Here is a 21,509-nt window from a genome sequence, read left to right on the forward strand (position 1 = left end):
GGTCGGGTCCTTTGCGGATTCGTGGCTATGGTCAGGTTTCGTCGTCGTCGGACGGCGGCTCGACCGGCGCTTCGGCCTTGTCGGTGTCGACTTCCGGCGCGTCGGGAATGCGCACGTCGATGATCTTGGCGCCGGGAAAGCGCGCGAGGATGGCGGCCACCGCCGGATCGCTTTTCGCGTCGGAGAAAGCGGTCTCGCGCCTGGTCGATTCCATCTCGGCTAACGTCTGGCCGCCCTCTTCCTTCGACAATGACACCAGCCAGTTGCGGCCGGTCCAGGCCCGCAGCTTCGTCGTCAAGTCGTTGAGCAGCATCTTGGGCGCATCGGCGGTCAGGCCGACGTCGATACGGCCGGGCTCGATGCGCACCAGGCGAATACAGCTCTTGACCAGCACCTTGAAGGCGATGTCACGCTGCGCGTCGGCAAGAGCGACAATATCGGCCAGCGATTTCAGCGGCGGCGATTGCGGCTCGACGACCGGCTGCGGAGGCGCGACAAAGGCGACCGGGGGCGCGTCGACCAATCGCATGGTTTGCGCACCGGCTGGCCCGGACGGCATCCGGGTCTGCGCTACCGCGCTGGCGCCGCCGCCATTGCCGGCATTTACCGGCGCACCATTCGGGCGTGAAACACCACCGGACGCCGGAGCGCCGCTCTCTAGAGATTTCAGCGCCTCGTCCAGCGTCGGCAGGTCGGCGGCATGCGCCAGCCGGATCAGCACCATCTCGCCGGCGCTGACCGGTCGGTTGGATGACTGCACCTCGGGAATGCCTTTCAAGAGCATCTGCCAGGTTCGCGACAGAACCTTGACCGACAGCGTGCTGGCGAAGTCGGCGCCGCGGCGGCGCTCATCCTCGGACAGGGAAGCGTCGTCGGCAGCCGTCGGCACGAAGCGCAGCCGGGTGACGAGGTGGTTGAATTCGGCCAGATCGGTCAGCACGGCAGTCGGATCGGCGCCGGTGTCGTACTGGTTGCGGAATTCGGCAAGGGCGGCCGCCACATCGCCCTTCATGACATGTTCGAACAGGTCGACGATGCGGGCGCGGTCGGCGAGACCCAGCATGGCGCGCACCGCTTCGGCGCTGACGGCGCCGCCGCCATGGGCGATCGCCTGGTCGAGGATGGAGAGCGAATCGCGGGCCGAGCCTTCGGCGGCGCGCGCGATCATCGCCAGCGCGTCGTCGTCGACCGATATGCCTTCCTTGCCGGCAATCGAGGAGAGGTGCGCGACCAGTGCGCCGGCATCGATGCGTCTCAGGTCGAAACGCTGGCAGCGCGACAGCACGGTGATCGGCACTTTGCGGATTTCGGTGGTGGCAAAGATGAATTTGACGTGCGGCGGCGGTTCTTCCAGCGTCTTCAACAGGCCGTTGAAGGCCTGGGTGGAGAGCATGTGCACTTCGTCGATGATGTAGACTTTGTAGCGCGCCGACACCGGGGCATAGCGCACGCGCTCGATAATGTCCCTGATGTCGTCGATGCCGGTATGCGACGCGGCGTCCATCTCGATGACGTCGACATGGCGGCCTTCCATGATCGCCTGGCAGTGCTCGCCCAGGAAGGCGAGGTCGACCGAGGGATGGTCGACCGTCGGCGTCTTGTAGTTGAGCGCCCGTGCCAGGATGCGCGCCGTCGTGGTCTTACCGACGCCGCGCACGCCGGTCAGCATCCAGGCCTGGGCGATGCGGCCTGTGGAGAAAGCGTTGGTCAAAGTGCGGACCATCGGCTCCTGGCCGATCAGTTCGGAGAAATTCGACGGACGATATTTGCGCGCCAGCACGCGATAGGCGACGGCCTTTTGCTTCTCCAGGTTTTCGGGGTCCGAATTTCCGGCTTCGCTCATTCGCCCGTAAAGCTCCAAAAGGCCGCGTCTCAGCGTAGCCGATTCCTGCTAGATCGTTTCACCGTTTTCTGAAACGGCAAACCGCTCTACCCTTTGCTTTAACGCAATTCCGGACGGGAAACCGCTCACACTTTCCCTGGAATTGCTCCAATAGTCTCGCCCGCGCTGCAATGCGTCGTCAATGTCGCGAGAGGGGCCGATGAGGTGGGAGGCTGGAACAATGACCCGTTCCGGGCTCGTTAGGGCTGCTTCCTTCCGGACCTGACCCGGTTGGCGAGTGGATCGTCCACCACCAACCTCCCGCGTTCCATATCGGCAATTCAGCGATCAAATGCAAGGGTGCATTGAGAATCGGATGCCCGTGAACTCCGCCGCTCAATGAATCGCTTGCAGCCCCCGTGCAGCCGCTCTAGCGTCATGAGTTTGGGAATAATGCGAGAAGCGCAAGGGAAACGCCAATGCTACCGGGCCTCAAGGCCGGATTCACGCTCGACTCCAGGCTGGAGGCGGATAGCGAGCAGCTGATGTGGCTCGGCCTGTGCGAGCTCAGGGTGATGAACGATAGCCGCTGGCCATGGCTGGTCCTGGTGCCGCAGCGGCCGGGGGCCGAAGAAATCCACGACATGACGCCGCTCGACCAGGCGATGTTGACCTTCGAAACCAACATGGTGGCGCAGGCGCTGAAAAGAACCACGGGCTGCACCAAGATCAACACCGGCGCGCTCGGCAACATCGTTCGGCAATTGCATGTCCACGTCATCGCCCGCTCGGAAGGCGATCCGGGCTGGCCGGGGCCGGTGTGGGGGCACGGCATGCGCGAGCCCTATGAGCGTTCAGGCATCCGCCAATTTGCGCAACAGATCAAGGCGGCGCTATAAGCCGCCTGTGTCCATCCCTAGACGTTCGAGCTTCCATGACCTTTCGCCTTTTTGACGCGCCCTTGCGCGAACCGAGCCAGTTCGTCGGCTTCGCCGGAAACACGATTGATCGGCAATCCGAGAACCGCGCCGACGATTCCGTCGAAAGGGCGTTGGCCGATCCCTCGGCACGTCTTCTGCCGATGCATGGCGGACGGCTGTATCTGAAATTGCACGATGGCAGCTTCGACCCTTGGTTCGATCTGGCTGAGAGCCAGAAGCTGCAGCCATCACTCGCACAAGGCGTGCTGCTTGGCTTTGCCGAGAGCGGCCCGGTCCTTGCCGTGCCGGTCGGCCTCGATCCCGAACAGCTGCCGGAGACCATGAAGGCGATCGATTATCGCTCGGTCTATATGCAGGGGCTGATCGACGAGGCGGCAGCGGGCGCGCTGGCGCAAGGCGCCGCCCTGCTTGCCTGGCATGCCACCCATCGCTTCTGCAGCAAATGCGGCCATGAATCGCAAATGCGGGCCGGCGGCTACAAGCGCCATTGCCCAAATTGCGGCACCGAGCACTTTCCACGCACCGATCCGGTGGCGATTATGCTGACGGCGACGCGGGAAAAATGCCTGCTCGGCCGCGGCCGGCATTTCGGGCCCGGCATGTACTCGGCGCTTGCCGGTTTCATCGAGCCGGGCGAGACGATCGAGGCGGCGGTGCGCCGCGAAACGCTGGAGGAAGCCGGCATCCGGCTCGGCCGCGTCGTCTACCATGCCAGCCAACCCTGGCCGTTCCCCTATTCGCTGATGATCGGCTGTTTCGGCGAACCGCTCAATGACGACATCCAGGCCGATCTCAACGAGTTGGAAGATTGCCGCTGGTTTTTTCGCGACGAGGTGCGTTCCATGCTGGAGAGGACGCACAAGGACAATCTGGTCACGCCGCCGAAAGGCGCGATCGCGCATCATCTGATCCGCGCCTGGGTCGACAGCGAATAAGACTTGTTATTTTACGCAATTCCGGACGGAAAACCGCTTCACACTTTTCATGGAATTGCTTAACGGGAGCAAAAAATGATCCGTCACACCGTGGTTTTCACCCTGAAGCACCCGCAGTACTCGCTGGAGGAAAAGCGGTTCCTCTCCGATGCCAAGCGCATTCTCAGCGCAATCAAGGGCGTCACCCAGTTCGAGCCGCTGCGGCAAGTCAGCCCGAAGAACGACTATCACTTCGGCTTCTCGATGGAGTTCGTCGATCAGGCCGCCTACACCAGATATAACGAGCATCCCGACCACGTTGCCTTCGTGCGCGACCGCTGGATCCCGGAAGTCGAAACCTTCATGGAAATCGACTATGTGCCGCTGACCCTGCTGGTTTAGGGGAACCTTAGTCCGCGACCTTCCACTGCTCGCGCGACTCGCTGGCGGGATAGACACCCAGAATGCGCACTTCGCGCGAGAAGAAGCGCAGTTCGTCCAGCGCCAGCTTGACCAGTGGATCGTCGGGATGGCCCTCGATATCGGCGTAGAACAGCGTCGCGGTGAAGGCGCCCAGTTGATAGCTCTCCAGCTTCGTCATGTTGACGCCGTTGGTGGCGAAACCGCCCATTGCCTTGTAGAGCGCAGCCGGCACGTTGCGGACACGGAACATGAAGGTCGTCATCATCTTGGTGTCGGCCGAGGGCCGTTCGGCCAACCGCTTGTCCTTGGTCAGGACGACGAAGCGGGTGACATTCGAGTCCGTGTCCTCGACATTCTTCTCGATGATGTCGAGGCCATAGAGTTCTGCGGCGAGCGCAGGCGCCAGCGAGGCCATGCTGCGGTCCTTGAGCTCGGAGACCAGCTTCGCCGAACCCGCCGTGTCGCCGGCAATCACCGGCTTCCAACCATTCTTGCGGATGTATTTGCGGCACTGTCCCAGCGCATGGATATGGCTGTGCACGGTCTTGATCTCTTCGCGTTTAACGCCGGGCAGCACCATCAGCTGGAAATGGATCGGCAGGAAATATTCGCCGACGATGTGGAGTTTCGATTCCGGCAACAGATGATGGATGTCGGCGACGCGGCCGGCGATGGTGTTTTCGATCGGGATCATGGCGAGGTCGGCCTTGTTGGTCTCGACCGCGTTGAAGGCGTCCTCGAAGGTCGGGCACGGCAACGGCTCCATCGAGGGGAACATGTTGCGGCTGGCGGTGTCGGAATTGGCGCCCGGTTCGCCCTGGAAGGCTATTCTGTTGGTCTTGTCAGGCATGCCGATATCTCAGGTTTGAAAGGATCTGCGGTGTCAGGAAAGCAAAGAATTTGTCTGGCGCGTTCGAGGTCTTCCGGCGTGTCGACGCCGAGCGGCAGCGATTGCACGATCTCGGCATCGATGCGCATACCGGCCTCCAGCGCCCGCAACTGCTCCAGCCGCTCGCGCCGCTCCAGCGGCGACGGCTTCAAAGCGACGAAGCGTTCGAGGGCTGAGCGCCGATAGGCGTAGAGGCCGACATGGTGATAGAGCGGCCCCTCGCCCCAGGGCGCGGTGGCGCGGGTGAAATAGAGCGCCTTCAGCCGCGTCGCCGACAACGGCGAACCGACGATCTTGACGACGTTGGGGTTGGCCTTTTCCTCGTCGCGGACGATCTCGACGCCGAGCGTGGCGATGTCGACCGCAGCGTCCTCGAACGGTTTCAGCGCCGCACCGATGATCTTGGGATCGATGGTCGGCAGGTCGCCCTGCACATTGACGATGGTTTCGACCTTGCGATCGGGGTCGAGCGCGGTCAGCGCCTCGAAGATACGGTCGGAGCCGGATTCGTGGTCGGTGCGCGTCATCACCGCCTCGAAACCGTGCGCGCGCACCGCTTCGGCCACGTTGCGCGTGTCGGTTGCCACCACCACCCGGCCAAGCCCAGCCTCAGCGGCGCGGCGGGCGACATGGACGATCATCGGCGCGCCGGCTATGTCGGCCAGCGGCTTGCCCGGCAGGCGCGTCGAGGCCATGCGGGCCGGGATCAGGATGAGCGTGGACATCGAGGTTGCAAGGCGTTCGAAAGAGGATGGGGAAAGTGGCAAAAGGTCTCACTGGAAGCGCCCTTATAGGTGTTGCAACGCCCAAGCAAAAGACCTAGTTTCCGCCCGATTTGACCGGCTCGACGGGGTGGGTCACGATACCGACGGACGGAGTGGACGGAGAGGTCCGCCGGAAAAGGGAGCCCTGGGGCGTATGGATTCCAACGAAGTCAACAAACTGCTCGCCGGGTTGCTTGGAACCTGTTTCGTCGTCTTCTCGGTCGGTTTGGTGTCCGACGCCCTGTTTGCCTCGCCGGCGCCGGAAAAACCCGGCTTTGCCATCGAGGCGACGGAGCCTGCCGAAGGCGGCGCCGCCGGACCCGCGGCAGAGGCCAAGCCGATCGCCGACCTTTTGGCCACCGCCAATGTCGAGCAAGGTGCGGCCGTCTTTAAGAAATGCCAGGCCTGCCATTCCGGCGAGAAAGGCGGCCCCAACAAGGTCGGCCCGGATCTCTGGGACATCGTCGACCGCCCCGTCGCCGAGCATGAGGGCTTTGCCTATTCGGCCGGCATGAAGGAGTTTTCCAAGGGCGGCGCCGAGAAGTGGACCTATGACAACCTCAACCACTTCATCACCTCGCCGAAGAAATTCGTGAAGGGCACTGCGATGGGCTTTGCCGGCCTGCCGAAGGACGAGGATCGCGCCAACGTCATCGCCTATCTGCGCACGCTGTCGGATAGTCCGAAGCCGCTGCCGACGCCAGGTGCCGCCGCCGATGCAACGGCGCCGGCCAAGCCTTCCGAGGGTGCCGCTCCGGCCAAGCCGGCTGAAGGTGGAGCTCCCGCCCCTGTGGCGCCGGCACCGGCGCCCGCCAAATAACCGAATTGTCATCTCCATGATCTCAAAAAAGCCGGGTTCAGCCCGGCTTTTTGTTAGGAAAATCGCATATGCGGCGACAAAGCCGCCGCATGGCGGTTTTCACCGGCGTCAAATCATTTAGGATTGCCGGGCATCGCGAAGAGGAGAACGCATGACCGTTGGCCGAACGCTTCTGAGGTCCTTTCTGGTTGTGGGCGCCCTCGCAGGCGGCCTGCAGGCAGCCTTCCCCCAGGAATGGCACACCACCTCTTCGCTGATCGGCCCCTCCAAATATGGCGAGAACTTCCAGCGCTACGATTATGTGAATCCGGATGCACCGAAGGGCGGTACCTACAATTCGGTCGTTTCCGGCACGTTCGACAGCTTCAATCCCTATATCGTTCAGGGATCGCCGGCGGCCGGCCTGCAGCCATTTGGCGGCGGCCTGCTCTACGACACGCTGATGGATCAGGCGACTGACGAAGGCAGCGTCAGCCACCCGCTCATCGCCGATGCCTACAAGTACCCTACCGACTATTCCTCGGCCACCTACCGGCTCGACCCACGGGCGAAATGGCATGACGGACAGCCGATCACCACTGACGACGTGATCTGGTCGTTCCAGGTGCTGAAGGCCAACAGCCCGATGTACAGCCGCTATTTCGAAAACGTCACCGACGCCGTCGCTGTCTCGGACCGTGAGGTCGAGTTCCACTTCGACCAGAAGGGCAATCGCGAACTGCCCAAGATCCTCGGCGACCTTGTCGTGCTGCCCAAGCATTGGTGGGAAGGCACCGACGCCAATGGCAAGAAGCGCGACATCACCAAGGGGACGCTGGAGCCGCCGCTGGGCTCGGCTGCATACAAGATCGCCAGCTTCAAGGCGGGGTCGGAAATCGTCTGGGAGCGTGTCCCCGACTATTGGGGCGCCAAGCTGGCTGTGAAGATCGGCCGGGAGAATTTCGACACGCAGCACTTCACCTACATTCTTGACGACAACGCCTCCTGGGAGGCGTTCAAGAAAGGTGGCCTCGACGATATCAAGCCGGAAAACAGCTCGAAGCGCTGGGCGACATTTTATGATTTCGCGGCGATCAAGGCCGGCGATGTGATCAAGCAGGAGTTCAAGACCACCTCGCCCGAGCCGATGCAGGCTTTCATGCTCAACCAGAGACACAAGCTCTTTGCCGATCGTCTGGTCAGGGCCGCGCTCACCTATCCCTTCGATTTTGAATCGATGAACCGCACGCTGTTCTTCGGTTTCAACACCCGCACCCACAGTTATTTCCAGGGCACGGAACTGGCCTCGAGCGGCCTGCCGCAAGGCAAGGAATTGGAGATCCTGGAGAAGTACCGCGACAAGCTGCCGCCGGAGCTGTTCACGCAGGAATTCAAGCTGCCGGTCTACGATTCGCCGCAGGCGGAGCGCAAATATCTGAAGCAGGCGGTCGACCTGTTCGCCCAGGCCGGCTGGGTGATCAAGGGCGGCAAGATGGTCAACGCCAAGACCGGCGAGCCATTCAAGTTTGAAATCCTAGGCTCGAATGAAACCGACCAGGTCATTTCCAGCCCCTGGATCGCCAATCTGCGCAAGATCGGCGTCGATGCGACACTGCGCATCGTCGACCCGAGCCAGTACACCAACCGCGTCAGAAATTTCGATTACGACGTCATCACAGGACAGCTCCAACAGTCGGAATCGCCCGGCAACGAGCAGCGCGATTTTTGGAGCTCCAAGGCCGCCGACACACCGGCATCGCGCAATTATTCCGGCATCAAGAACCCGGTCGTTGACGCCCTTGTCGACCGCATCATTTTTGCCACGGATCGCGATGACCTCGTCGCCACCACCCATGCGCTCGATCGCGTGCTGCTGTGGAATTACTATGTGGTGCCGCAATACTATCGCGCCGTTGTGTGGCTGGCTTACTGGAACAAGTTCGGCATCCCGGAAAAGCAGCCCGGCTACCGTGGCGCCGATATCGATTCCTGGTGGATCGATGCGGACAAGGAAAAGGCCCTGGCCGCCAAGTACAAGGGCAGCAATTGATGGCGGGGCTCCCTCGCCGCGATTTCCTGGCCCTCAGTGGCGCCGCGGCCGTTGCTGCGCTGCTGCCGGGCAAGGCTTTCGCCGCCAGCCCAACCGGCGTGAAACTGCATGGACTGTCGGCTTTCGGCGACCTCAAATACAAGCCGGACTTCACTCATTTCGACTATGTCAATGTCGATGCGCCGCAAGGTGGCGTCTTCAACTTCCTGCCGCGCAACTGGCTTGCCAACCAGACGCCGCTGACCTTCAACACGCTGAATTCGTTCGTTCCCAAAGGCGATTCGCCCCAGCGCACGGAGATGTGCTTCGATTCACTGATGGTGAGAGCGTACGACGAACCTGACGCCGTTTACGGGCTGATCGCTGACAGCGTGACGATTTCCGACGACCGCAACGACTTCACCTTCTCGCTGCGCCCGCAGGCCCGCTTCCATGACAGCACGCCATTGACGGCAGAGGATGCCGCCTTCACCTTCAAGCTGCTCAAGGACAAGGGGCACCCGTACTATTCCCTGCCGCTAACGCATCTGGATGACGCGATTGCCGTGGATGCCCACACGCTGCAGCTTAGGTTTTCCGGCAAGCAGACAAGCCGCACCATCCTCAACGTCGTCGAGTTCCCGGTCCTGTCGAAGGCGTTCTACACGACCAACCCGTTCGATTCCTCGCAGATGAACCCGCCGTTGGGGTCAGCCGCCTACAAGGTCGGTCGCTGGTCGGCAGGGGCCTGGATCGAATATGAGCGTGTGGCTGATTATTGGGGCAACGACCTGCCGGTCAATCGTGGCCAGAACAATTTTCAGCGGATCCGCGTTGAGTTCTATCAGGACCGTAGCGTTGCCTTCGAAGCGTTCAAGAAGGGAGAAATCCTCTACAGGGAGGAATTCACCTCGCGCGTCTGGGCGACCGGCTACGACTTCCCAGCCTTCACTGCCGGCAAGGTGGTGAAGCACGAATTCCCGGCCGAAACGGTGCCTTCGATGCAGGGCACCGCCGTCAACCAGCGGCGCGAGCAGTTTCGCGACTCGCGCGTGCGGCAGGCGATCGGGCTGTGCTTCGACTTCGAATGGACGCGGCGCAATTTCTTCTACGGTTCCTATGAGCGCTCGCAATCCTGCTTCGAGAAATCCGAATTTCGCGCCGAGGGCAGACCGTCGCCACAAGAATTGGCTCTTCTTGAGCCGCTGCGTGAGCAGATTCCCGCCGAGGCTTTTGGCGAAGCCGTGATCCAGGACGCGTCGAACGGCTCCGGCCGCGACCGGCAGTTGCTTGGCAAGGCGGCCAAGCTTCTGGCCGAGGCCGGCTGGAAACGGTCCGGCAATTTCGTCGTGAACGACAAGCGTGGTCGGTTGTCCGCAGAGTTTCTTGTCGACGACGAAGTCTTCGAGCAGGTCTACTCGCCCTGGGTCGAAAACATGAAGGCGGTCGGCATCGATGCCTCGATCCGGCTGGTGGATGCCGCGCAATATCAGCTGCGGCAGAATTCGTTCGACTACGACCTCGTCTCGGTCGCGGCCTCGTTTCCGGCGACGCCAACCCGTGACGACCTCGAAACCATTTTCCATTCGCGAGCAGCTACCGTATCGGGCTCTCGCAATCTGCCGGGAACGTCGAGCCCGGCCATCGACGCCCTGGTTGACGCCGCGGGCGCCGCCAAGGATCGCGAAGGCCTGACAATTGCCATGCGCGCGCTCGACCGGGTCTTGCGTGCACGGCGGGATTGGATTCCAAGTTGGTTCCTGGCGAATCATCGAAGCGCCTATTGGGACATGTTCGGTTTTCCCGAGCGGAAACCCGATTTCGACTTTCCGGTCGAAGCGCTGTGGTGGGTCGACAAGGGCAAGGCGGCAAAAATTGGCAAAGGGTAGGCTGTTGCGCGGCACTTTACCCTCCCCCTCGTGGGGAGGGTCGGTGAGCACTTCGTGCGCAGCGCGAATGGCGAACCGGGGTGGGGGTGTGACGGCGTACGCCGGGTCGAGACTACCCCCACCCCGCTCCGCTTCGCGGATCGACCCTCCCCACAAGGGGGAGGGTGAAAGCTGATGGGCGCCTACATACTGCGCCGTATCCTGCTGATGATACCGACCCTGTTCGGCATCATGGCGGTTGCTTTCGTCGTCACTCAATTCGCACCGGGTGGACCGGTCGAGCAGGTCATCGCCAGCCTGACCAATCAGGGCGGCAGCGACCGCCTCGGCAGCGGCGGCGGCGATGCAGGAGGCGGCGGCAATTTCGATGTGGCCGGTGACGTCGGCTCGAAGTATCGCGGCGCGCAAGGACTCGATCCCGAGTTCATCAAGAAGCTGGAAAAGCAATTCGGCTTCGACAAACCACCGCTCGAACGCTTCGGCATGATGCTGTGGAACTATGCCCGCTTCGATTTCGGCGACAGCTATTTCCGTGACATCTCGGTTCTCGACCTAATCCTGGAGAAGATGCCGGTGTCGATCTCGCTTGGGCTGTGGATCACGCTGTTGTCCTATCTGATCTCGATCCCCCTTGGCATCCGCAAAGCGGTCAAGGACGGCTCCGCCTTCGACGTCTGGACCAGCGGCGTGATCATCGTCGGCTATGCCATACCGGCCTTCCTGTTCGGCATATTGCTGATGGTGCTGTTCGCGGGCGGCTCCTTCTGGGACTGGTTCCCACTGCGCGGCATCGTCTCCGACAATTGGGACCAATTGTCGTGGCCTCACAAGATCGTCGATTATTTCTGGCACATGACCTTGCCGCTGACGGCGCTGGTGCTGTCGGCCTTCGCGACGACGACGCTGCTGACCAAGAACTCCTTCCTGGAAGAGATACGCAAACAGTATGTGGTGACGGCCCGTGCCAAGGGCCTGTCGGAGCGGCGGGTGCTTTACGGACATGTGTTCCGCAACGCAATGCTGATCGTCATTGCCGGCTTTCCAGCGGCCTTCATCTCGGCCTTCTTCACCGGCTCGCTTTTGATCGAGAACATCTTTTCCCTCGACGGTCTCGGGCTGCTCGGTTTCAGGTCCGTGTTGGCGCGCGACTATCCGGTCGTGTTCGCCAACCTCTATATATTTTCGCTGCTTGGCCTGTTCGTGACGCTGTTGTCCGACCTGATCTACACCTGGGTCGATCCGCGCATCGATTTCGAGCGGAGAGACGTCTGATGACGCAGGCTGCAGCCGAGATCACACCGACAAGGATCGCCCGCCCCTGGCTGTCGCCGCTCAACAAGCGGCGCTGGCAGAACTTCAAGGCCAACAGGCGCGGCTACTGGTCGTTGTGGATATTCCTCGCTCTGTTCGTGCTGTCGCTGTTTGCCGAACTGATCGCCAACGACAGACCGATCGTCGCCTACTACAAAGGCGAGATCCTGTTCCCGGTGGCGGTCGCCTACCCCGAGGAAAAATTCGGCGGCTTCTACGCCGTCACCGACTATCGCGACCCAGTCATCCGCGACGAGATCAACGCCAATGGCTGGATGATCTGGCCGCCAATCCGCTATTCCTACCGCACCGTCAACAATGCGATCCCCGACGCCGCTCCCGCAAAACCGTCATGGGAATACGACGCGCAGAGGCGATGCAGCCAATATCCGCAAGGCGCTGCCGATCCTGACTGCATTGTCGGCAACTGGAACTGGCTGGGTACCGACGACCAGGCGCGCGACGTGCTGGCGCGCATCATCTACGGGTTTAGGATTTCCGTGCTGTTCGGGTTGATCCTGACTGCGGGTTCGTCGGTTATCGGCGTCGCCGCCGGCGCGCTGCAAGGGTATTTCGGCGGCTGGACCGACCTTCTCTTTCAACGCTTCATAGAAATCTGGTCGGCGATACCGCTGCTGTATCTGCTGCTGATCGTCGCCGCCATCCTGCCGCCGGGCTTCTTCATCCTGCTCGGGCTGATGCTGCTGTTCTCCTGGACGTCGCTTGTCAGCGTGGTGCGCGCCGAATTCCTGCGCGCACGCAACTTCGAATATGTCAACGCGGCCCGCGCGCTTGGTGTGTCCAACCGCACCATCATGCTGCGCCATCTTCTGCCCAATGCCATGGTGGCGACGCTGACCTTCATGCCTTTCCTGGTCAGCGCCTCGATCTCGACACTGACCTCGCTCGACTATCTCGGCTTCGGCCTGCCGCCCGGCACCGCGTCGCTCGGCGAACTGCTAAAACAGGCGCAGAGTAACCTCAATGCCCCCTGGCTCGGTATATCGGGCTTCATCGTCATCTCGCTGATGCTCTCGCTGTTGGTGTTCATCGGTGAAGCAACGCGCGACGCCTTCGATCCGCGCAAGGCGTTCCGATGAGCGAACTCCTGCTCTCCATCCGCGATCTCAGCGTTGCCTTCACCCAAGGCGGCAACGAGTCGACCGCCGTCGACCACATCTCCTTCGATCTCGCCAAGGGCGAGACGGTGGCGCTTGTGGGCGAATCCGGTTCCGGCAAATCGGTCTCGGCGCTGTCGGTGCTGAAGCTTCTGCCCTACCCGACGGCCAGCCATCCCTCGGGCAAGATCCTGTTCCAGGGCGCCGACCTTTTGGCGATGAACGAAAAGCAGTTGCGCAGCGTGCGCGGCAACAAGATCACCATGATCTTCCAGGAGCCGATGACCTCGCTCAATCCGCTGCACACGATCGAGCAGCAGATCGTCGAGATCCTGGCGCTGCATCAGGGCATGGGCGACCGCCAGGCCAAGGCGCGCACGCTGGCGCTGCTCCACGAGGTGGGCATTCGCGAACCGGAAAAGCGGCTCGACGCCTATCCGCACCAATTGTCCGGCGGCCAGCGCCAGCGCGTCATGATCGCCATGGCGCTGGCCAACGAACCGGAACTGCTGATCGCCGACGAACCGACAACGGCGCTCGACGTCACCGTGCAGGCGCAGATCCTCGAATTGCTGGCGGAGTTGAAGAGCCGTAAGGGCATGTCGATGCTGTTCATCACCCATGATCTCGGCATTGTCAGAAAGATCGCCGACCGCGTCTGCGTGATGACCAAAGGCAAGATCGTCGAGACCGGGCCGACCAGGGACATCTTCGCCAACCCGCAGCACGCTTATACCAAGCACCTCTTGGCCGCCGAGCCGAAGGGCAAGCCGCCGGCCGCCAACGACGCCGCCAAACCGGTTATGACCGGCAAGGACATCAAGGTTTGGTTCCCGATCAAAAAGGGTTTCTTTCGCACCACCGTCGACAATGTGAAGGCAGTTGACGGCATCGACGTCACCGTGCGCGCCGGCCAGACGCTCGGCGTCGTCGGCGAATCCGGTTCGGGCAAGACGACGCTCGGCCTGGCGCTGGCGCGGATGATCTCATCGACCGGCACCATCCAGTTCAACGGCAGCGACATCGACCAGCTTTCCTTCAACGCCATGCGGCCGCTGCGCCGCGAGTTGCAGATCGTTTTCCAGGACCCGTTCGGCTCGCTCAGCCCGCGCATGTCGGTCTCGGAGATCATCGAGGAAGGCTTGAAGATCCATGAGCCGAAGCTGTCGCCCGACCAACGCGACGACAAGGTCGTCGCCGTGCTGAAGGAGGTCGGGCTCGATCCGGCGACCAGGAACCGCTATCCGCATGAATTCTCCGGCGGCCAGCGCCAGCGCGTCGCCATTGCGCGCGCCATGGTGCTCAATCCGCGCTTCGTCATGCTGGACGAACCGACCTCGGCGCTCGACATGAGCGTGCAGGCGCAAGTGGTCGACCTCTTGCGCAATCTGCAGGCCAGGCACGACCTTGCCTATCTGTTCATCAGCCACGATCTGAAAGTCATTCGCGCCCTTGCCAATGACGTCATCGTCATGCGCAATGGCAAGATCGTCGAAGCCGGCCCTTCCGAACAGATTTTCGAGCGGCCGCAGACCGACTATACGAAGGCGCTGATCTCGGCCGCGTTCAAGATCGAGACGGCGCCGGTCGGTATCGTCAGCGAATAACAGGGAATACAATCCGCAAATGGAAAAAGGCAAAATCCTGCTTGCCGTCACCGGCTTTCATCCGCAGCGCTGGCGCGAGCTGCTGTCGGCCGAGCGCGAAGTGGTGCTGGAGCCGGACGGCGCTTCGGATCCGTCGATCACCTATGCGGTGGTGTGGAAGCAGAAGCCGAACCTCTTGAAATCGCTGCCCAATCTACGCGCAATCTTCTCGATCGGCGCCGGCGTCGACCATATCTTCGCCGATCCCGGCCTGCCCGATGTGCCGATCGTCAAAGTGGTAGCCGACAACCTCACCCAATACATGACCGAATATGTCGTCTGGCGGGTGCTCGACCATCACCGCCAGGGCATGCTCTATCGTGCGCAGCAGCCGAAGAAGACCTGGCACGAACCGCCGCAGCGGCCGGCCGGCGACATCTCGGTCGGCATTATGGGGCTCGGCAATCTCGGCCGCGCCGCGGCGTCGGTGCTGTTGTCGCTCGGCTTTGCCGTCAATGGCTGGTCGCGCAGCGACAAGGCCATGAAAGGCGTTGCGACCTATGCCGGAGAGGCCGGGCTGATCCCCTTCCTCAACGCCACCGACATACTGGTGGTGCTGTTGCCGCTGACGCCGGACACGCACGGCATCATCAATTACTGCGTGCTGAAGGAATTGCGCAAGCGCAACGGCCTCGGCGGCTCGGTGCTGATCAATGCCGGGCGCGGCCGGCTGCAGAAGGACGCCGACATCTTGCGAGCGCTGGACGACGGCACGTTGAAGGAGGCGAGCCTCGACGTGTTCGAGGTCGAGCCGCTACCGAAGACCAGTCCGCTTTGGAGTCACCCAAAAGTGTTCGTGACGCCGCACGCGGCGGCGACCTCCGACCCTGTCCACCTGGCGCCGAGCATGTTGCGGCAGATGGATGCCTTCGAGCGCGGCGAAAAGCTTGATAACGTGGTCGACCGCAAGGCGGGGTACTGAGGAAGTTCAGGTTCAGCTCGGCAGGGTGAACTTCTTCTGTTTGTTGGGCTTGCCGCAGTCGCGGCGGACGATCGAGCGGTTCATGGCGTCGATCTTGCCACTTGCCAGATCAGTATCGCGCTTGCTTTTGGAGCGCATATCCGGCGTGAACGGGCCGAAGCCCATCGCCGGATTGGAGAAGCTCGGCTTGGCGTCCGTCGACAGATGGTATTGCTGCGCCAGTTCGTTGCGCTGCGCCAGCAACTGGTCGCAAGGCACGTTGTCATATTGCAGCGACGATTGCACGTCCTGGTCCTGCCGCTCCGACATCGAACTGCCCATGCAGCCGGTCATTGCCAGGCAAGACACCAAGACCATCATGTTCCAGCGCATGTGTTCCTCCTCAATGCCTGCCGAGGGCTTTTCCCGGCTTGTATCCTACCTGATGCCGCGCCAGCCGCAAAAATCCTATTCACGTTTTCGAACAAGACGAGACATCAACCCTTGGACGAGGGCACCGCCAGCGCGGCAAGCCCGTCGACCGGCTGGCGGCGATCCCAGCGGATGACGGTCGGCTGCATCGACAGCACCGACAGGCCGTTTGCGGCAAGCACCCGCTCGACATAGGCTTGAGAAGGGACGTAGCGACGAGACGGCTGCAGCGCGAAACCGGCGTCGCCGCCCGCCCCGCCCTTGGCTGGCTTTTCGACGGAAAAGGCAAACAGGCCATTGGTGGCCAGAATGCCCGCGACGGTCTTCATCACGCGATCGAGCGCTCCGACGTAGATGAACACGTCGGCCGCCACCACCAGATCGGCTTTCGGTCCGGCATAGGCGAAATCCTGCAGGTCGGCCTTGGCGAGCAGATCGTAGACGCCTTTGGCGCGGGCCTTTTTCAGCATGGCGGCGGAGATGTCGTAGCCCTCCAGCCGTTCGGCGACCGGCCGCAGTTTCTCGCCCATCAGACCGGTGCCGCAACCAAGGTCGAGCGCCAGCGAAAAGCGGCCCGCCCTTGCCGCTCGAATGGCGCGATCGAGAAACTCCGGCAGCCGGTAGCCGAGCTTGCCGACAAGCGAATCTTCGAAAGTTTCGGCATAGTGGTCGAACAGCGTTTCGACGAAGGCGCTGGGTGGCGCCGCGGCAGCCGGCGCCTTGCCGATCAGTTGCAGCTTCAGCGCAGCGCCAAGGCGATCCGCCGGGTCGAGTTTCAGCGCCGTCGCCCAGGCCTGCGTCGCCAGGTCGAGCAGCCCCGTTGCCTCCTGCATCTCGCCCAGGCGGAACCAGCCCGCCGCCCATTGCGGCGCCAGTTCCAGCGCGCCGAGCAGCAGCTCCGCCGCTGCCGCGTGCTCGCCCGAGCCGAAAAGCATCTCGGCATAGTCGGCGCGACGGTCGGCGGTCAGGTCGCCGGACGAGATTTTCAGCGGTTGCATGGCGATGGCCCCGCCGGCTGATGCGGCCGGTGGCTGGCTGTAGGCCGAGTCAGCAGTCTCTTGCAACAGGCTTCCCGCGCTGGAATTAGCCACTATCTTGAGTGGATGCGCGCCAGCGAACTGCTTCATCCCCGGCCTGAAGGCCTTTATTGCCCATCCGGCGATTTCTTCATCGACCCGGTGCGGCCAGTCGACCGGGCGTTGATCACGCATGGCCATTCCGACCATGCCCGCTCCGGCCATCGTTCGGTGCTGGCGACGCAGCAGACGCTCGACATTATGGGGTTGCGTTATGGCGAGGATTTTGCCGGGACAACGCAAGCGGCCGTGCTTGGCGAAGCGATGGCGCTGAACGATGTCAGCGTCACCTTCCATCCGGCCGGCCATGTGCTGGGCTCGGCGCAGATCGCGGTCGAGCACAAGGGCAGGCGCATCGTCGCCTCCGGCGACTACAAGCGCCAGAAGGACGCGACCTGCGCACCGTTCGAACCGGTCCGATGCGATGTGTTCATCACCGAGGCGACCTTCGGCCTGCCGGTGTTTCACCATCCGCCCGACACGGAGGAGATCGCCCGGCTGCTCAAATCGGCGGCGCAGTTTCCCGAGCGATCGCATCTGGTCGGCGCCTATGCGCTGGGCAAGGCACAGCGGGTGATGCGGCTGCTGCGCGATGCCGGTTATGACAGACCGATCTATATCCACGGCGCGCTGGCCAAGCTCAGCGACTATTACCAGAGCCAGGGCATCGACCTCGGCACGCTGGAGCCGGCAACCGTCGACAGCGGCGGCAAGCAGGATTTCACCGGGGCCATCGTTGTCGGCCCGCCATCGGCCTTCGCCGACCGCTGGGCGCGCCGCTTTCCCGACCCGATCTCGTGCTTCGCCTCGGGCTGGATGCGCATCCGCCAGCGCGCCAAGCAAGGCGGCGTCGAACTGCCGCTGATCATTTCCGACCACGCCGACTGGGACGAACTGACCGCCACCGTCAAGGAGACGGGCGCCGGCGAAATCTGGGTGACGCATGGCCGCGAGGAAGCGCTGGTGCGCTGGTGCGAGCTGGAAGGCATCGCCGCCAGGCCACTGCACCTGGTGGGATATGAGGACGAGGGCGATTGATGGTGATTTTTGATCCAGAAATCGCCGGCGCGGCGATCCTTCCCACCCCCCTCTGGCCTGCCGGCCATCTCCCCCGCAAGGGGGGAGATCAGATGTCACCTCCGCTTTCGCCAATCGCCAACCTCGCAAGATGGGCGGCAAGATCAAGGCTGCCAATCTCCCCCCTTGCGGGGGAGATGTCCAGCAGGACAGAGGGGGGTGTGCCAGAGCGCAAACCTCTGCCGTCAACGCGGTCCTTGCATCCATGAACCGCTTTGCCGAACTCCTCGACCGCCTGGTGCTGACGCCGTCGCGCAATGGCAAGCTGACGCTGCTCGTCGACTATTTCCGCAGCGTCGAGGACCCCGACCGCGGGCTGGCGCTGGCGGCGATCACCGGCGACCTCAACATTGCGGCGGTCAAGCCGGCGATGCTGCGCACGCTGGTCACCGAGCGCATGGATCCGGTGCTGTTCGGCTATTCCTACGACTATGTCGGCGACCTCGCTGAAACCGTGTCGCTGGTCTGGCCGCAAACGCCGGGACATATCCCCAACCGGGAGCCGACGCTTGGCGACGTCGTGACAAAGCTGCAGGCGGCGAGCCGCTCGGACGGACCCAAGGTGCTGGCCGGGCTGCTCGACAGCGCCGGCATTTCGGCGCGCTTTGCCATCATCAAGCTGGTCACCGGCGGCTTGCGCATCGGCGTTTCGGCGCGGCTGGCCAAACAGGCGCTGGCCGATTTCGGCAAGGTCGATGTCGCCGAGATCGAGGAGCTGTGGCACGGGCTGACGCCGCCCTATATCTCGCTGTTCGCGTGGCTGGAAGGCAAGGCCGAGAAGCCGAAGCGGACCGCACTTGCCCTGTTCAGTCCGGTGATGCTGTCGAACCCAGTCGGCGACGGCGACCTCGAAAAGCTCGATCCGGCCGCCTATGCCGCGGAATGGAAATGGGACGGCATCCGCGTTCAGGCGGTGTGCGAGGGCGGCGTGCGCCGGCTCTATTCGCGCACCGGCGACGATGTGTCCGGCGCATTCCCCGATCTCGCCCAGGCGATGAATTTTTCCGCCGCGCTCGACGGCGAATTGCTGGTCGGCGAGCCCGCGGCGACCGGCACGTTTTCGGACCTGCAACAGCGGCTCAATCGCAAGAGCGTGGCCCCGAAGATACAGCAGCAATACCCGGCCTTCATGCGCTGCTACGATGCGCTGCAGATCAACGGCGAAGATTTGCGCGCGCTACCTTTCCGCGAGCGGCGGGCCCGTCTTGAGGCCTTCATCACAACGCTGGACCCGCACCGTTTCGATCTGTCGCCATTCGTCGAATTCCGGGATTGGCAAACGCTGGAGGAACTGCGCCGCGCGCCGCCGCACCCGATTATCGAAGGCGTGATGCTGAAGCGCTGGGATTCGCCCTATCTCGCGGGACGGCCGAAAGGGCCGTGGTTCAAGTGGAAGCGCGATCCGCACACGGTCGATGCTGTGCTGATGTATGCGCAGCGCGGCCATGGCAAGCGGTCGAGCTTTTATTCCGACTATACGTTCGGCGTCTGGTCGGGGCCGGAAGGCGCGGAGGAATTGGTGCCGGTCGGCAAGGCCTATTTCGGCTTCACCGACGAGGAGTTGAAGCAGATCGACAAATTTGTCCGCGACAATACGGTCGAGCGTTTCGGCCCGGTGCGCTCGGTGCGCGCCGACCGCAGCCAAGGCCTGGTGCTGGAGGTGGCGTTCGAAGGTCTCAACCGTTCGACCCGCCACAAATCCGGCGTTGCGATGCGATTTCCCCGCATCTCACGGCTGCGCTGGGACAAGCCGACCGCCGAAGCCGACCGCATCGAGACGCTGCAGGCGCTGCTTGATCGCTAGGCGGCGCTTACGGTTCGATCGAAACGCGGATCTCGTAGATGTCGACCGCCTTGCCCTGCTTGTCGAAGTCGGAGTTGATGGCGATGCTGCCGGCCGCGCCCGGGGGCTTGTCGGGGAATTTCACGTCGAACAGATATTCGTTACGCTGCTGGCCGACCGCATAGCGCTTGCGGCCGCAGTCGCCGAGATCGCCGAAATTGCAGTCGACGGAGATCTGCGTGTCCTTGCCGTCCTCGGCGCGGGCGACGATGTCGAACACGGCATGTTTGCCGGCAAGCTTCTCCAGCACGCCCTGCCCGACATCGAAGCTGATGGCCGAGCCGGAAGCACCGGAGCGGATGCGCAGGAAGGAGCCGGTGTCGTCCTGCACGACATCGGCCTTGGCGTCGGACGGGGTCGCCACATGCGTTGGATCGGTGGGTGTAAACACGTTGATCCAGTCGCGCGTCTGTTCGGCGACACCAGGCTGCTGCGGCTCAGTTGTATCGGCAGGCGGCGTGAAGTCGTCATCGTCGACGGTCGGCGGCGCTTCGGGCGGCGCCGTGTCGAGCTGCGCCGGCGTCTTGAAGACCCCGGTCTGCACGGCGAAATAGAGGCCGATGCCGGCGGCGGCGAGCAACGTCACGCCAAAGAAGATCGCCGTCAGCGGCAGGCGGCGGCCCCTTATCCGCCTTTCATCACGGTCAGGCGCCACTTCCGCCGCGGCCTCGGCCGGCGCGGAATCGGCCATATCGATCGCCGGGGCGCCGGGCAGCGTGGCGTCAGGCATGATGTCGGGGACGACCGGCAGCACGCGCGAACGCGGCGCGTCGGATGCCTCGGGCTGAACCGGTTCATCAACGACGATCGCCGGCGACGGTCCGGCCGCGACACCTGTCGGGGCATCGACCGCGGGCGCTTCGGCGGCGCCCTGTACGGCGTCTTGCGGCTGCGCAACGCGTTGCGTCAGCGCGGTATCTTGTGTCTGCGCAGCGCTCTGCGTCTGCGCGGCGACATCGGGGACCGCGGGCAGGAATTCGGATTCGATCTCGGCGATCTTTTCCTGCACCGCCTTACGGCGCTTGATGGCGGCTTCCACCGTCACGCCGGGATTGGCCTGGAGCACGCGGTCGAGCGCCGCGAAAGCCGACCGATAGACCCGCTCGCGAAATGCCCGGTCCTCGGCGTTGCCTTTCTCGAAGGCGTTGCGGATCGCTTTTTCGATCGCGTCCAAGCGAATTCCCCTGTCCGTTCGCTTACATTGCCATGATCGTTAGCCGCAGGCGACCAATCAATCAACGGGCGAGCGCCCGCATTCTGCCTTACAGGCCTGTTCAACGCCCATTTCGATGCCTTTTAGCAATAAAATCAGTCCGTTTGCCGCCTTGCCGGGCGATTTGCGCGCAGTCCGGCGCGACGTCTCCGCGTAATCGAAAAAGCAAACGAGGCGATGGCTTATTCCGCGCCAATGGAAAATGACGGGACGAATTGCCGGATCCAGCCTTGAAATCACGGTTGCCCATCTTGAATTAGCGGCCGGTTGAGTCTATCACCCAGCCGATCCTGGAGGCTTCGCGCTTCCTGGGCCGCTTTAGCTCAGTTGGTAGAGCACATCATTCGTAATGATGGGGTCAGGTGTTCGAGTCACCTAAGCGGCACCAGTTCTCCATCCGACGCAAGCGTGACGGCAGGTGC

Annotated in this window: 19 protein-coding genes, 1 tRNA gene and 1 other RNA gene; 13 read left to right on the top strand and 8 right to left on the bottom strand. The window is 62.8% G+C overall.

Translation table 11 applies throughout. The features are described 5' to 3' along the window. Positions 1-31: 31 nt before the first annotated feature. Positions 32-1,843 carry a DNA polymerase III subunit gamma/tau gene (locus tag ACYG9Y_RS21820; RefSeq protein WP_023703500.1) on the bottom strand — a complete coding sequence of 604 codons (1,812 nt, stop codon included), beginning with the start codon at positions 1,841-1,843 and terminating at the stop codon, positions 32-34. Between the two features lie 204 nt (positions 1,844-2,047). Then, positions 2,048-2,144, bottom strand: an RNA gene (gene ffs, locus ACYG9Y_RS21825) — signal recognition particle sRNA small type. A gap of 157 nt (positions 2,145-2,301) precedes the next feature. Between ffs and ACYG9Y_RS21830 the strand changes: the two genes are divergently transcribed. From ACYG9Y_RS21830 to ACYG9Y_RS21840, 3 genes are all read left to right on the top strand, one after another. Further along, complete coding sequence (locus ACYG9Y_RS21830; RefSeq protein ID WP_023682032.1) at positions 2,302-2,721, top strand: HIT domain-containing protein; 420 nt, start codon at positions 2,302-2,304, stop codon at positions 2,719-2,721. 35 nt (positions 2,722-2,756) lie between these two features. Beyond that, on the top strand, positions 2,757-3,698 hold the full coding sequence (gene nudC / locus ACYG9Y_RS21835; protein WP_023738168.1) for an NAD(+) diphosphatase: 942 nt from the start codon (positions 2,757-2,759) through the stop codon (positions 3,696-3,698). A gap of 75 nt (positions 3,699-3,773) precedes the next feature. Further along, positions 3,774-4,079 (top strand): Dabb family protein, encoded by a 306-nt coding sequence (locus tag ACYG9Y_RS21840; RefSeq protein ID WP_023738167.1) that lies wholly within the window; start codon positions 3,774-3,776, stop codon positions 4,077-4,079. A 7-nt stretch (positions 4,080-4,086) separates the two neighbouring features. Here the strand turns inward: ACYG9Y_RS21840 and ACYG9Y_RS21845 are convergent, their stop codons facing one another. Continuing rightward, positions 4,087-4,950, bottom strand: coding sequence for a prephenate dehydratase (locus ACYG9Y_RS21845; protein WP_023696750.1), 864 nt, complete (start codon positions 4,948-4,950; stop codon positions 4,087-4,089). Further along, complete coding sequence (locus ACYG9Y_RS21850) at positions 4,926-5,714, bottom strand: 3-deoxy-manno-octulosonate cytidylyltransferase (RefSeq protein ID WP_023749159.1); 789 nt, start codon at positions 5,712-5,714, stop codon at positions 4,926-4,928. Before ACYG9Y_RS21850 ends, ACYG9Y_RS21845 begins: the two co-directional genes overlap by 25 nt. Positions 5,715-5,907: 193 nt before the next feature. Between ACYG9Y_RS21850 and ACYG9Y_RS21855 the strand changes: the two genes are divergently transcribed. The 7 genes from ACYG9Y_RS21855 (at position 5,908) to ACYG9Y_RS21885 (ending at position 15,467) form a co-directional block, all read left to right on the top strand. After that, on the top strand, positions 5,908-6,573 hold the full coding sequence (locus ACYG9Y_RS21855) for a c-type cytochrome (RefSeq protein WP_023738166.1): 666 nt from the start codon (positions 5,908-5,910) through the stop codon (positions 6,571-6,573). A 151-nt stretch (positions 6,574-6,724) separates the two neighbouring features. Then, positions 6,725-8,602 carry an extracellular solute-binding protein gene (locus ACYG9Y_RS21860; RefSeq protein WP_023738165.1) on the top strand — a complete coding sequence of 626 codons (1,878 nt, stop codon included), beginning with the start codon at positions 6,725-6,727 and terminating at the stop codon, positions 8,600-8,602. Next, entirely contained in the window at positions 8,602-10,470 is a 1,869-nt protein-coding gene (locus ACYG9Y_RS21865; RefSeq protein ID WP_023715294.1) for an extracellular solute-binding protein, read from the top strand. The genes ACYG9Y_RS21860 and ACYG9Y_RS21865 overlap by 1 nt, the downstream gene beginning before the upstream one ends. A gap of 174 nt (positions 10,471-10,644) precedes the next feature. Beyond that, complete coding sequence (locus ACYG9Y_RS21870; RefSeq protein WP_023738164.1) at positions 10,645-11,742, top strand: microcin C ABC transporter permease YejB; 1,098 nt, start codon at positions 10,645-10,647, stop codon at positions 11,740-11,742. Next, positions 11,742-12,881, top strand: a complete 1,140-nt coding sequence (locus ACYG9Y_RS21875) for an ABC transporter permease (RefSeq protein WP_023682037.1) — start codon at positions 11,742-11,744, stop codon at positions 12,879-12,881. The genes ACYG9Y_RS21870 and ACYG9Y_RS21875 overlap by 1 nt, the downstream gene beginning before the upstream one ends. After that, the gene (locus ACYG9Y_RS21880; RefSeq protein WP_023715293.1) at positions 12,878-14,506 is read left to right on the top strand and encodes an ABC transporter ATP-binding protein; all 1,629 of its coding nucleotides are present in this window, start codon (positions 12,878-12,880) and stop codon (positions 14,504-14,506) included. Before ACYG9Y_RS21875 ends, ACYG9Y_RS21880 begins: the two co-directional genes overlap by 4 nt. A gap of 19 nt (positions 14,507-14,525) precedes the next feature. Next, positions 14,526-15,467, top strand: coding sequence for a 2-hydroxyacid dehydrogenase (locus ACYG9Y_RS21885; RefSeq protein WP_023715292.1), 942 nt, complete (start codon positions 14,526-14,528; stop codon positions 15,465-15,467). Positions 15,468-15,479: 12 nt separating this feature from the next. Here the strand turns inward: ACYG9Y_RS21885 and ACYG9Y_RS21890 are convergent, their stop codons facing one another. Further along, the gene (locus tag ACYG9Y_RS21890; RefSeq protein ID WP_023669505.1) at positions 15,480-15,839 is read right to left on the bottom strand and encodes a hypothetical protein; all 360 of its coding nucleotides are present in this window, start codon (positions 15,837-15,839) and stop codon (positions 15,480-15,482) included. A gap of 104 nt (positions 15,840-15,943) precedes the next feature. Beyond that, positions 15,944-16,876 (bottom strand): class I SAM-dependent DNA methyltransferase, encoded by a 933-nt coding sequence (locus ACYG9Y_RS21895; RefSeq protein ID WP_023738163.1) that lies wholly within the window; start codon positions 16,874-16,876, stop codon positions 15,944-15,946. A 105-nt stretch (positions 16,877-16,981) separates the two neighbouring features. On the opposite strand from ACYG9Y_RS21895, the gene ACYG9Y_RS21900 reads away from it, so the two are divergent. Both ACYG9Y_RS21900 and ACYG9Y_RS21905 read left to right on the top strand, forming a co-directional pair. Continuing rightward, positions 16,982-17,992 carry a ligase-associated DNA damage response exonuclease gene (locus ACYG9Y_RS21900; RefSeq protein ID WP_023715290.1) on the top strand — a complete coding sequence of 337 codons (1,011 nt, stop codon included), beginning with the start codon at positions 16,982-16,984 and terminating at the stop codon, positions 17,990-17,992. A 244-nt stretch (positions 17,993-18,236) separates the two neighbouring features. Then, on the top strand, positions 18,237-19,835 hold the full coding sequence (locus tag ACYG9Y_RS21905) for a cisplatin damage response ATP-dependent DNA ligase (RefSeq protein WP_023738162.1): 1,599 nt from the start codon (positions 18,237-18,239) through the stop codon (positions 19,833-19,835). Between the two features lie 7 nt (positions 19,836-19,842). On the opposite strand, the gene ACYG9Y_RS21910 is transcribed toward ACYG9Y_RS21905, so the two are convergent. Continuing rightward, entirely contained in the window at positions 19,843-21,048 is a 1,206-nt protein-coding gene (locus ACYG9Y_RS21910; protein WP_023738161.1) for a hypothetical protein, read from the bottom strand. 57 nt (positions 21,049-21,105) lie between these two features. Next, the gene (locus ACYG9Y_RS21915; RefSeq protein ID WP_155921595.1) at positions 21,106-21,327 is read right to left on the bottom strand and encodes a hypothetical protein; all 222 of its coding nucleotides are present in this window, start codon (positions 21,325-21,327) and stop codon (positions 21,106-21,108) included. A 72-nt stretch (positions 21,328-21,399) separates the two neighbouring features. Between ACYG9Y_RS21915 and ACYG9Y_RS21920 the strand changes: the two genes are divergently transcribed. Next, positions 21,400-21,475: transfer RNA gene (locus tag ACYG9Y_RS21920), tRNA-Thr, on the top strand. Positions 21,476-21,509: the final 34 nt, after the last annotated feature.

It is taken from the genome of Mesorhizobium sp. W050, assembly GCF_054719535.1.

Coding starts and splice junctions, on each gene's coding strand:
- ACYG9Y_RS21830 (WP_023682032.1), top strand. CDS start 2,302: ATGCTACCGGGCCTCAAGGCCGGATTCACGCTCGACTCCAGGCTGGAG.
- ACYG9Y_RS21905 (WP_023738162.1), top strand. CDS start 18,237: ATGAACCGCTTTGCCGAACTCCTCGACCGCCTGGTGCTGACGCCGTCG.
- ACYG9Y_RS21860 (WP_023738165.1), top strand. CDS start 6,725: ATGACCGTTGGCCGAACGCTTCTGAGGTCCTTTCTGGTTGTGGGCGCC.
- nudC (WP_023738168.1), top strand. CDS start 2,757: ATGACCTTTCGCCTTTTTGACGCGCCCTTGCGCGAACCGAGCCAGTTC.
- ACYG9Y_RS21890 (WP_023669505.1), bottom strand. CDS start 15,839: ATGCGCTGGAACATGATGGTCTTGGTGTCTTGCCTGGCAATGACCGGC.
- ACYG9Y_RS21900 (WP_023715290.1), top strand. CDS start 16,982: ATGCGCGCCAGCGAACTGCTTCATCCCCGGCCTGAAGGCCTTTATTGC.
- ACYG9Y_RS21870 (WP_023738164.1), top strand. CDS start 10,645: ATGGGCGCCTACATACTGCGCCGTATCCTGCTGATGATACCGACCCTG.
- ACYG9Y_RS21875 (WP_023682037.1), top strand. CDS start 11,742: ATGACGCAGGCTGCAGCCGAGATCACACCGACAAGGATCGCCCGCCCC.
- ACYG9Y_RS21865 (WP_023715294.1), top strand. CDS start 8,602: ATGGCGGGGCTCCCTCGCCGCGATTTCCTGGCCCTCAGTGGCGCCGCG.
- ACYG9Y_RS21895 (WP_023738163.1), bottom strand. CDS start 16,876: ATGCAACCGCTGAAAATCTCGTCCGGCGACCTGACCGCCGACCGTCGC.
- ACYG9Y_RS21845 (WP_023696750.1), bottom strand. CDS start 4,950: ATGCCTGACAAGACCAACAGAATAGCCTTCCAGGGCGAACCGGGCGCC.
- ACYG9Y_RS21880 (WP_023715293.1), top strand. CDS start 12,878: ATGAGCGAACTCCTGCTCTCCATCCGCGATCTCAGCGTTGCCTTCACC.
- ACYG9Y_RS21855 (WP_023738166.1), top strand. CDS start 5,908: ATGGATTCCAACGAAGTCAACAAACTGCTCGCCGGGTTGCTTGGAACC.
- ACYG9Y_RS21885 (WP_023715292.1), top strand. CDS start 14,526: ATGGAAAAAGGCAAAATCCTGCTTGCCGTCACCGGCTTTCATCCGCAG.
- ACYG9Y_RS21820 (WP_023703500.1), bottom strand. CDS start 1,843: ATGAGCGAAGCCGGAAATTCGGACCCCGAAAACCTGGAGAAGCAAAAG.
- ACYG9Y_RS21850 (WP_023749159.1), bottom strand. CDS start 5,714: ATGTCCACGCTCATCCTGATCCCGGCCCGCATGGCCTCGACGCGCCTG.
- ACYG9Y_RS21840 (WP_023738167.1), top strand. CDS start 3,774: ATGATCCGTCACACCGTGGTTTTCACCCTGAAGCACCCGCAGTACTCG.